The organism is Xanthomonas sp. 3498 (genome assembly GCF_014199795.1).
Taxonomy (GTDB): domain Bacteria; phylum Pseudomonadota; class Gammaproteobacteria; order Xanthomonadales; family Xanthomonadaceae; genus Xanthomonas_A; species Xanthomonas_A rydalmerensis.
Window position 1 is genome coordinate 201128 of sequence record NZ_JACHOH010000008.1, and the last position, 10729, is coordinate 211856.

Below are 10729 nucleotides of genomic sequence, written 5' to 3' on the forward strand. Positions count from 1 at the left end.
AGGGGATCGTCTGCATGAGCGAGGCAACACAAGCGCGGCCGGTGCCGCACGGTTTGCGCAAGGTGGCGCCTCTGCTGACGGTGCTGCTGGTGCTGTTGGTGGTCTGGTTCGGCTGGAGCGGGGTCGAGCAATGGCGAGCCGAGCAGGCCGCCGCCACGCTGGAGCAGGCGCGCGATGCCGCGGTGACGCAGACCCAGCAGGCGCTGACGGGCGTGGGCAAGCGCCTGTCCGAGCGCCTGCAGCAGCCGGCCGTGCAGGCAGCGCTGAGCCGCGGCGACGCCGCGGCCGCCGCCCAGGCCCTGCGTGCGGACTGGGCGCAGGCCGAGGACGCTCAGGTGCTGCCGGCCGATCTGGAACCGGGCTACACCGATGCGGCGCACTTCGGCTACGGCCGCCTGGCGCTGCTGGAGAAGGCGCTGATGACCGGCAAGCTCGCCAGCGCGGTGATCCGCGACGGCGGCGGCCCCCGGCTGGGCCTGGCCGCGCCGGTTTCGCTGGGGGGCAGCGCCGGGGTGGTCTACCTGCGCCTGCCGCTGGCGTTGCTGACCGACCCGGTCGCGCAGGCATCGGTGCCGGGCACCGGCTACCTGGCCCTGCGCCAGGGCAGCTACGACGTGATCGCCGCCGGCGACACTGCGCTGCACGATCGCGCCGACGCGATGTCGCGCCCGGTCGGCGACAGCGGCCTGCGCATGGTCGCCTCGCTGCCGGATACCGAAGCCGGTCCGCTGGGATTGGGCGCGCTGCCTTGCCTGCTGGTCGCCGGCCTGTGCCTGGTGCTGGGCGCGCTGCTGTTGCTGGCCGCGCGCGGGCGCCTGCCGCAGCCGCGGGCGCGCCGCGCCGGCGCGGCGGCCGCCGAAGAACACACCCTGCAGCAGAGCCTGCAACGCCAGGAGCCGCCGCCGCCGCCGTCCGCCACCGAGGAGGCGGCGCCGGCCAAGCCGGTGCCGGCGTTCACGGTGGCGCCGGAGATCTTCCGCGCCTACGACATCCGTGGCGTGGTCGGCCGCGACCTCAGCCCGCAGGTCGCGGCGCTGATCGGCCAGTCGATCGGTGCGGTGATGCAGGAGCAGGGGCTCAACGAGGTGGTGGTCGGTCGTGATGGCCGCCTGTCCGGGCCGGAATTGTCGGCCGCGCTGATCGAGGGTCTGCGCCGCGCCGGCTGCCATGTCACCGACATCGGCCTGGCGCCGACCCCGGTGGTGTACTTCGCCGCCTACCACCTGCGTGCCGGCAGCTGCGTTGCGGTGACCGGCAGCCACAACCCGGCCGACTACAACGGCTTCAAGATCGTGGTCGGCGGCGAGACCCTGTCCGGCGCCGCCATCGCCGACCTGCACGCGCGGATCAGCGCCGGCCGCCTGCCGGTGGCCGACGAGCCGGGCCGGCTGCAGCAGCGCGACGTCGGCGACGACTACATCCAGCGCATCGCCGACGACGTGCAGCTGGACCGCCCGCTCAAAGTGGTGGCCGATGCCGGCAACGGCGTCGGCGGCGAGCTGGCGCCACGGCTGCTCGAGGCCATCGGTGCCGAGGTCGTGCCGCTGTACTGCGATGTCGACGGCACCTTCCCCAACCACCATCCCGACCCCAGCGAGCCGCGCAACCTGGAGGATCTGGTGCAGACGGTGCGGCGCTTCGACGCCGACCTGGGCGTGGCCTTCGACGGCGACGCCGACCGCCTCGGCGTGGTCACCAAGGAGGGCACGGTGATCTACCCGGACCGCCTGCTGATGCTGTTTGCCGCCGACGTGCTGCAGCGCAATCCCGGCGCGCTGGTGATCTACGACGTCAAGTGCACCGGCAAGCTGTCCGACTACGTGCTGCGCAACGGCGGCAGCCCGCTGGTGTGGAAGACCGGGCACTCGCTGATCAAGGCGAAGATGCGCGAGACCGACGCCGAACTGGCCGGCGAGATGAGCGGCCACTTCTTCTTCAAGGAGCGCTGGTACGGCTTCGACGACGGCCTGTACGCGGCGGCGCGGCTGCTGGAGATCCTGGCCCAGCGCGAGGAATCGCCGTCGGACGTGCTGGCCGAGCTGCCCGACAGCGTGGCCACGCCGGAAATCAAGCTACCGGTGGACGGGCAGGACGCGCACGCGCTGGTCGCCGACCTGGTCGCGCGGGCGCAGCAGGACGGCTCGCCGTTCGCCGGCGCGCGGCTGCTGACCATCGACGGCTTGCGCGCCGATTTCCCCGACGGCTGGGGCCTGGTGCGCGCTTCCAACACCACGCCGGTGCTGGTGCTGCGCTTCGAAGCCGACAACACGGCGGCGCTGGAGCGGATCAAGGCGCTGTTCCGCGCCCAGTTGCAGGCGCTGTTGCCGGCGGTGACGCCGACCTTCTGAGTCGCTCGCCGGCGCCCGGGATCGTCCGGGCGCCGGGCCGCGCGCCGGCTCAGCCGCCGGCGGTGGTCGCGGACGGTGCCGGGCCGTTGCCTCGGGCCGCGCGATAGCGCTGCAGCACGTCCTCGATTTCCTGATCCAGGCCGAGCCGCTGCTGTTCGAAGTTCTTCTGCATGCGCAACTGCCACAGCAAGGCGCGGTGCCGCTGCTGCACATCGTCGGCGGTCTTGGCCGGCACGCTCTGCCCGGCCAGCTCGCGCGCGCCGGCGCCGGACAGCAGGCCGATCAGGCCCTGGCGCAGGCTCTCCACGTTGTAGCGCGCGGTCTGGATGTTGTTGTCGACGATGCCGATGCGCTCGGCGAACACCCGGCGCAGCTCGTCCTCGGTCTGGTACGACAGCAACATCGCCTGGTCGGTGCGCTTGCGCGTCTCCAGCGCGGCCTGGTCGGCGCGTTGCTGCGCGGCGTCGGCGGCGGCCGCGGCGCGTTCCTCGGCGTTCAGCGCACGCCCGACTTCGGCGCTGCGCATGCCGCTGGTCGCGTTGAACTCGTCGCGTGCCTGGTTCACCGCCTCCGGCGGCAGCGCGTCGCTGCAGGTGCGTTGGCCGCCCTGGTTCCAGCAGTACAGCTTCTTGGACGGTGCCGATGCCTGTTGCGCCGCGACCGGCAAGGCCAGCAGCGCCAGCACGGCCGGCAGGACGCGATTGCGTGGTCGGATCGGCATCGTGGCAGCCCCCTGCTGTCAGCCAGACGAAGCGCAACCGTAGCGGGCCCGGTAGGCCAGCAGCGGTTCGCGGAAGCCGACAAGGTCTGCGTTTCCGTCGATGAATGCAAGCAGGTCGCCAAGATGCGCGACCGAGACCACAGGAACGCCGGCTTCGGCGGCCACCGCCTGCGCCGCGGAGCGGCGGTCGTGCTCGGCGGCGATCTCCTGGCGGTCCAGCGCGACCAGGATCGCGGCCGGCTCGCCGCCGGCGGCCCGGATGATGCCCAGCGCCTCGCGGATCGCGGTACCGGCGGTGATCACGTCGTCCACGATCAGCACCCGGCGGCCGGCCAGCGACGCGCCGATCAGGCTGCCGCCTTCGCCGTGCGCCTTGGCCTCCTTGCGGTTGAACGCCAGCGGCAGGTCGCGCTCGCGCCGCGCGTACTCGCAGGCCACTGCCGTGGCCAGCGGAATGCCCTTGTAGGCCGGGCCGAACAGCAGGTCGAAGTCGAGCCCGGCGGCATCGGCCGCATCCGCGTAGCACGCCGCCAGCCGCGCCATGCTGGCGCCGGAATCGAAGCGCCCGGCATTGAAGAAGTAAGGGCTGAGGCGCCCGGACTTCAGCGTGAACTCGCCGAAGCGCAGCGCCTCCGCGTCCAGGGCCAGTTGCAGGAAACGTTGCCGGTAGTCGGTCATTGGGGGGCCGGGATTCGGGATTGGGGATGACGGGATTCGTAAAAGCATAGCTGGTCGCGAGCGTGCAGCGTCCACGCATGGGGTACGCTTCCACGAATCCCCAATCCCTCCATCCCGAATCCCGGCTCTATGCGCATCATCAGCTTCAACGCCAACGGCCTGCGGTCGGCCGCCACCAAGGGCTTTTTCGAGTGGTTCGCCACCCAGCAGGCGGACGTGCTGTGCGTGCAGGAGACCAAGGCGCAGGAGCATCAGTTGGCCGGGCCGGCGTTCCTGCCGGACGGCTACCGGGTCTGGTTCCGCGACGCCAGCACCAAGAAGGGCTATAGCGGCGTGGCCATCTACAGCAAGCGTGAGCCGGACGAGGTGCGGACCGCACTGGGCTGGCCCGAGTTCGACGAGGAAGGCCGCTACATCGAGGCGCGCTTCGGCAACCTGAGCGTGGTGTCCTTCTACATTCCCTCGGGGTCCTCCGGCGAGCTGCGCCAGGGCTACAAGTTCCAGGTCATGGACTGGCTGCGGCCGATCCTGGTGGAGTGGCTGCACAGCGGCCGCGACTACGTGCTGTGCGGCGACTGGAACATCGTGCGCTCGGCGTTGGACATCAAGAACTGGAAGTCGAACCAGAAGAACTCCGGCTGCCTGCCCGCCGAGCGCGACTGGCTCAACGGCCTGTGCGCCGATCGCGCCGACGACGCCGACCCGGCCAGCGGCCGCGGCTGGGTGGACGCCTACCGCGCGCTGCATCCGGAGGGCCAGGACTACACCTGGTGGAGCAACCGCGGCGCGGCGCGCGCCAATGACGTCGGTTGGCGCATCGACTACCAGTTCGTCACTCCCGCGTTGCGCGAGCGCCTGCAGGGCTGTTCCATCTATACCGCGCAGCGCTTCTCCGACCATGCGCCGTTCACGGTGGACTACCGCGAATGAGCGGCGGTGCTTCCACGGCGCCGGTGTCCTACAAGGGCTGGGCCGGGATCAAGCGCGCCTTCGCCACGCCGTCGGCGGCGACGATGGCGCTGCTGGGTTTCGGCAGCGGCTTGCCGTTCCTGCTGATCGCCTCGCAGACCCTGTCCACGCGCCTGCGCGACGTCGGCCTGGACCTGGGCAGCATCGGCCTGATCAGCCTGGCCAGCTTCTTCTACCTGCTCAAGTTCCTGTGGGCGCCGCTGCTGGACCGCTACCGCTTCCCGCTGCTCGGCTTCCTTGGCCGGCGCCGCTCGTGGCTGCTGGTCTCGCAGTTGGGCGTGGCCATCGGCCTGGTGGCGCTGGCGTTCACCCGCCCCGAACTGAGTGTGGGCGCACTGGTGCTGTGGGTGCTGATCGCCTCTTTCGCCGGCGCCACCCAGGACTCGGTGGTGGACGCCTATCGCATCGAGATCGCGCCGTTGTCGGCGCAGGCTGCGCTCGCCGCGACCTACACCTTCGGTTATCGCATCGGCCTGATCCTGGCCGGCGCCGGCGCGCTGTATCTGGCGCAGTACGGCGACTGGACCGTGGCCTATCTGGTCATGGCTGGGCTGATGCTGCTGCCGATCCTCACCACCCTGCTGTGCCGCGAGCCGGAGGTGCCGGCCTCGACGGTGGTGCGCAGGATCGACGTGGTCGGCGCGTTCTGGCAGCCGATCTCCAGCTTCTTTTCCAGCAACGGCCTGGCGCTGGGGCTGGCGCTGTTGCTGTTCGTGGGCCTGTTCAAGTTCCCCGACCAGGTGATCGGCGTGATGTCCGGCCCGTTCTACCTGGACTCGGGCTTCGACAAGGCCGACATCGCCACCGTCTCCAAGCTGTTCGGAGTCTGGATGGGCATCGCCGGCGCCTTCGCCGGTGGTCTGGCGGTGGCCGCCTTCGGTTTCCGGCGCATGTTGCTCGTCGCCGCGCTGGGCGTGGCGCTGTCCAACCTGGCGTTCCTGCTGATGGCGCACAACCCCGGCCAGCTTTGGTCGTTCTACGCCGCGCTCAGCGCCGACAACCTGTTCCAGGGCTTCGCCGGCACCGTGCTGGTCGCCTTCATGTCCTCGCTGACCGACCGCAACTTCACCGCCACCCAGTACGCGCTGCTGGTGTCGCTGGCCAACCTGCCGGGCAAGTTCGTCGGCGGCGTCTCCGGCTACATCGTCGAAGCCACCTCCTACAGCACCTTCTTCGTGCTCAGCGCCTTCACCGTGATCCCGACCCTGCTGCTGCTGGCCTGGCTGTGGCCGCGGATCCGCGAACAGACGCCACAGGCGACCGCGCCCGGCGATTGAAAGGGCGCCCTGAGGCACGGATGATGAGCAACGGCGCATCCGTGCGCCGCTGCCCGGGAGTCCGCATGAGCGACCTTGTGTTGCGCGATATCGACCCGTTCCTGCTCGAACGCATCCGCCGCATCGCCGTCGCGCGTGGCTGGACCCAGCGCCAGGCGGTGCTGGCCTTGATCGAGCAAGGCCTGTTCTCCAGCGAGCACGACGTGCGCAGCGGGTTCGAGCACCGCGAGGTGGATGCGCTGTCGGAGGCGATCGCGGCCTTGCGCGCGCTGCCGTCCGGCAGCGGCTTCTGACCTTCGACGCGTCGCTCAGGCGGGGTGGATCGCGCCGAGGATGCGCGGCCCGCGCGCGCCGGTGACCGACGGCAGGTTGCCCGGCAGTCCGGCCAGGGTCTGCCGGGCCAGCCAGGCGAAGCCCATCGCTTCGATGTAGTCCGGGTCCAGGCCCTGCGCCTGGGTCGATTGCACCTGCACGTCCGGCAGCCGCGCCTGCAGCCGCGCCAGCAACAGCGGGTTGTGCATGCCGCCGCCGCACACCAGCAGTTGCCGGGTCGCCGGCTGCTGCGTCTGCAGCGCGTCGGCGACGGTGACCGCGGTGAGTTCCAGCAGCGTCGCCTGCACCGCGGCCGGCGCGGGCGCCGTCGCCTCCAGGCAGGCCTCCAGCCAGCGCAGGTGGAACTGCTCGCGCCCGGTGCTCTTGGGCGGCGGCAGTGCGAACCAGGGATCGGCCAGCAGGCGCTGCAGCAGGTCGGCGTCGACCGCGCCGCTGGCGGCGAACGCGCCGCCGGCATCGTAGGGCTGGCCGCGATGGCGCTGGCACCAGGCATCGAGCAGCGCGTTGGCCGGGCCGGTGTCGAAGCCGCGCACGGCGCCGTGCGCCGGCAGCAGGGTCAGGTTGCCGATGCCGCCGAGATTGAGCACGGCCCGGTCTTCGTGCGCCGCCCCCAGCATCGCGGCATGGAAGGCCGGCATCAGCGGTGCGCCATGGCCGCCGGCGGCGACGTCGCGGCGGCGGAAATCACAGACCGTGGCGATGCCGGTCAGCTCCGCGATGCGGTTGCCGTCGCCGAGTTGCCAGGTAAAGGCGGGGTCGGCCAGCGGGCGGTGGCGCACGGTCTGCCCGTGCGAACCGATCGCGCGGACTGCGGCCGGCGCCACGCCGGCGTCGTCGAGCAGGCGCAGCGCCGCCTCGGCGAAGGCGATCGCGACCTCGGCGTCGAGCTTCCCCAGCGCGTCCAGCGAGGCGATGTCGCCGCCTTCGCCCAGCGCGATCAGCGCGGCGCGCTGCTGCGGTGCCCAGGCGTAGGTGCGACCCAGGTGCAGCTGCGGGCGTCCGTCATGGTCGAAGCGCACCAGCGCGGCGTCGATGCCGTCGGCGCTGGTGCCGGACATCAGGCCGAGGAACAGGGCGTCGTCGGAAACGGCGGAAGGCGAGGGCATGCAAGGCACCAGGCAGCGGTCGGCGCCGCAGCGTGGGCCAGGTGCCGCCGCCCGTCAATGCGCGGCGCGGCGGAACCGGTCGCTGGCGCTCAGCCGGCGTCGTGCGAGGCGGCGGCCTTGGACGAGGCGACGACCTTCTTCTTCTTCGCCGCCGGCTCGCCGGCATCGGCGTAGATCAGCTTCTCCACGCGCTGGATGCGCGCCAGCGCCGGCGAGGTCTGCGCGCGGAACGCCGCCAGTTCGGCGCCGGCCAGCGGGGTCGGCGGCGGCATCGTCACCGAGGCCGGATTGCGCTGCACCCCGTCCACGCGGAATTCGTAATGCAGGTGCGGACCGGTGGCCATGCCGGTCATGCCGACGAAGCCGATCACCGTGCCCTGGTTGATGCGCTGGCCCACCTTGACGCCGCCGAAGCGCGACATGTGCCCGTACAGTGTGCTGTAGCCCTTGCCGTGGTCCAGGATCACCACGTTGCCGTAGCCGCGCTGGGTGCCGACGAACTGCACCCGCGCATCGCCGGCCGCCATGATCGGCGTGCCGGTCGGCGCCGCGTAGTCGATGCCTTTGTGCATGCGCATGGTGCCCAGCACCGGATGCTTGCGCGCACCGAAGGTGGAGCTGATGCGGCTGTAGGACACCGGCATGCGGATGAAGCTCTTCTTCAGCGGCCGCCCGGTCACGTCGAAGTATTCGGCCGGCTTGCCGCCGCGCTCGAAGCGGAAGCCGCTGTAGGTCTTGCCGCGGGTGGTGAAGGTCGCCGCCAGGATCTTGCCGGTGTCGATGCGCTCGCCTTCGCGCCAGGTCTCGTCCATGACCACGCTGAAGCGGTCGCCCGGCTGCAGGTCCTTGTCGAAGTCGATGTCGTACTTGAAGATCTCGTCGGTCATCGTGGCGATCGCCGACGGCGACAGCCCGGCCTTGCGCGCGGCCACGTACAGCGAACTGGTGATCTCGCCGCTGGTGACCACGGTGCGCGTGCTGGTCTCGCGCTCGATCACCTTTTCCTTGATGTCGTCGCCCAGCAGCGACAGCTCCACCCGGTGGGTGGCGTCGCGGTCGAAACGCAGGGCGCGCAGGTCGCCGCCGTCGGCCAGGTCGAAGCCGATCTCCGCGCCCGGGCGCAGCTTGGTCAGCGCGTCGTGGGTGCCCGGATGGTCCAGCACCCGCTGCATCACCGTGGCCGGAAGGCCGAGTTGCTCGAACACCGAACCCAGGGTCTGCCCGGATTGGATCCGCACCACCTGCCAGTTGTCGGTGTTCGCGGCCTGCTGTTGCTGGGCAAGCGAGATCGGCGGCAAGGGCAGTGCCAGCGTCGCCTGCGTGGTCTGCAGCGGCACGTCGATGGCATTGGAGAAGCCCGGGACGATGGTGGCGACCATCGCGCCGATGGTGGCGAACAGGCTGGCGTGGATCCAGTGGCGGCGCGTCCAGCGGCCGGCGGGAAGATGTTCCTTCAACTTGCGATGCAGCGCAGTGTCGTGGAGAACGTGAAGGCGTTGCTGGAACCGCTGCCGGCGCGCGCGTTCCTGATCACTGTTGGGCATCAAGGCTTCCTCACGAGCCCGAAGCGCGAGCTCAAAACTCGGCTACCATAAACATCGTTCTACAGCGCGTCAAACCATTGAGCCGGCTCGGATTTTCACCTGGCTGCATGGTTAACTCGCTCTTAACGCCATTCATCTTGCTTGACGCCATTCGCCGGAGTTTCAGTTTTGTCCACGATCGAAGAGTCCCTTGCCCTGATCGGCCGCGGTGCCGACGAAATCCTCAAGCGTGAAGAACTGGAGGCCCGCCTGCGCAGCGGCCGCCCGCTGCGGGTCAAGGCCGGCTTCGATCCCACGGCGCCGGATCTGCACATCGGCCACACCGTGCTGTTGAACAAGATGCGCCAGTTCCAGGACCTGGGGCACCAGGTGATCTTCCTGATCGGCGACTTCACCGGGATGATCGGCGACCCCACCGGCAAGAACGTCACCCGCAAGCCGCTGACCCGCGAGGACGTGCTGGCCAATGCGCGCACCTACGAGGAGCAGGTGTTCAAGGTGCTGGACCGCGCCCGTACCGAAGTACGCTTCAATTCCGAGTGGTTCGGGCAGATGAGCGCGGCCGACATGATCCGCCTGGCCGGGCAGCACACCGTCGCGCGCATGCTCGAGCGCGACGACTTCGCCAAGCGCTACGCCGCGCAGCAGTCCATCGCCATCCACGAATTCCTGTATCCGCTGGTGCAGGGCTACGACTCGGTGGCGCTGAAGGCCGACGTCGAGCTGGGCGGCACCGACCAGAAGTTCAACCTGCTGATGGGCCGTGGCCTGCAGGAGCACTACGGGCAGCCGGCGCAGATCGTGCTGACGATGCCGCTGCTGGAGGGCCTGGACGGGGTCAACAAGATGTCCAAGTCGCTGGGTAACTACATCGGCATCAGCGAGCCGGCGATCGACATCGTCACCAAGACCATGAAGATCGGCGACGAGCTGATGTGGCGCTGGATCGAGCTGCTGTCCTTCGAGATCGGCATGACCGAGGCGCAGGCGCTGCGGCAGCAGGTGCAGGCCGGCAGCCTGCATCCGCGCGAAGTGAAGCTGCGCCTGGCGCGCGAACTGACCACCCGCTTCCACGATGCCGCGGCCGCCGAACAGGCCATCGTCGGCTGGCACGCGGTGGTGACCGGGCAGGGCGACACCAGTGCCTTGCCGCTGCATCAGGTCGCGGTGCCGGCGGAAGGGTTGAGGATCGCCGCATTGCTGACCGCCGCGGGCCTGACCGCCAGCAATTCCGAGGCCACCCGCAAGCTGAAGGAGCGGGCGGTGCGCGTGGCCGGCGAGGTGGTGGAGGATCCGCAGCAGAGCTTCGCGCCCGGCTTCGAAGGCGTCCTGCAGGTCGGCAAGCGCACCTTCGCCCGTGTGCAGCTCATCGCTGCATGAGATTGCCTGCCCGGCCACGGCGGGACGGGCAGAAGGCTAGTGCGGCGGTGGCGGCTTGCACATCTATATGTCGTCGCTCGCGCGGCCGGTACTGACTGATCGCGCAGGCAGCGGGGAGACAGGGCCCTGACAGGGCTCTGCGACGACAGAGTGAAAAAAGTTTTCACACCCTCTTCCCAAGCGGACGATTTGGAGCCATACTTTCCCTCCCCTGACGCAACGCCTTCATGGCAACGCGGCAAGGGCGTCAAAAACCTCCTCAAAAAGGTGTTGACGAAGTGAAAAAGTCGGCTAATATGGCCGGCTCGCTTCGAGGAAAAGCCTACGGGTTTGGACGAAGAAGCGGCGTCAAGGCCTTGATCAACAAGGTGTT

General features: G+C 69.8%; 9 protein-coding genes. 5 read left to right on the forward strand and 4 right to left on the reverse strand.

Annotation, left to right across the window (positions count from 1 at the left end; genetic code table 11):
* Positions 1–14: 14 nt before the first annotated feature.
* Positions 15–2348 (forward strand): phosphomannomutase/phosphoglucomutase, encoded by a 2334-nt coding sequence (locus tag GGR66_RS19745; RefSeq protein ID WP_184450079.1) that lies wholly within the window; start codon positions 15–17, stop codon positions 2346–2348.
* 49 nt (positions 2349–2397) lie between these two features.
* Here GGR66_RS19745 and GGR66_RS19750 read toward each other — a convergent pair whose 3' ends face one another.
* On the reverse strand, positions 2398–3069 hold the full coding sequence (locus GGR66_RS19750) for a hypothetical protein (protein WP_184450081.1): 672 nt from the start codon (positions 3067–3069) through the stop codon (positions 2398–2400).
* Positions 3070–3087: 18 nt separating this feature from the next.
* Positions 3088–3747, reverse strand: coding sequence for an orotate phosphoribosyltransferase (gene pyrE, locus GGR66_RS19755; RefSeq protein WP_160968634.1), 660 nt, complete (start codon positions 3745–3747; stop codon positions 3088–3090).
* 129 nt (positions 3748–3876) lie between these two features.
* Here pyrE and GGR66_RS19760 point away from each other — a divergent pair, with 129 nt between their 5' ends.
* The 3 genes from GGR66_RS19760 (at position 3877) to GGR66_RS19770 (ending at position 6286) form a co-directional block, all read left to right on the forward strand.
* The gene (locus GGR66_RS19760; protein WP_184450083.1) at positions 3877–4677 is read left to right on the forward strand and encodes an exodeoxyribonuclease III; all 801 of its coding nucleotides are present in this window, start codon (positions 3877–3879) and stop codon (positions 4675–4677) included.
* Entirely contained in the window at positions 4674–5993 is a 1320-nt protein-coding gene (locus GGR66_RS19765; protein ID WP_184450085.1) for an MFS transporter, read from the forward strand. Before GGR66_RS19760 ends, GGR66_RS19765 begins: the two co-directional genes overlap by 4 nt.
* A 65-nt stretch (positions 5994–6058) precedes the next feature.
* Entirely contained in the window at positions 6059–6286 is a 228-nt protein-coding gene (locus GGR66_RS19770; protein ID WP_160968628.1) for a hypothetical protein, read from the forward strand.
* Positions 6287–6301: 15 nt separating this feature from the next.
* Here the strand turns inward: GGR66_RS19770 and GGR66_RS19775 are convergent, their stop codons facing one another.
* Positions 6302–7432 (reverse strand): anhydro-N-acetylmuramic acid kinase, encoded by a 1131-nt coding sequence (locus GGR66_RS19775; RefSeq protein ID WP_184450087.1) that lies wholly within the window; start codon positions 7430–7432, stop codon positions 6302–6304.
* Positions 7433–7521: 89 nt separating this feature from the next.
* Positions 7522–8976 (reverse strand): peptidoglycan DD-metalloendopeptidase family protein, encoded by a 1455-nt coding sequence (locus tag GGR66_RS19780; protein WP_184450089.1) that lies wholly within the window; start codon positions 8974–8976, stop codon positions 7522–7524.
* Between the two features lie 168 nt (positions 8977–9144).
* On the opposite strand from GGR66_RS19780, the gene tyrS reads away from it, so the two are divergent.
* A complete protein-coding gene (gene tyrS, locus GGR66_RS19785; protein ID WP_184450091.1) occupies positions 9145–10356 on the forward strand; it encodes a tyrosine--tRNA ligase in 1212 nt (403 codons plus the stop codon).
* Positions 10357–10729: the final 373 nt, after the last annotated feature.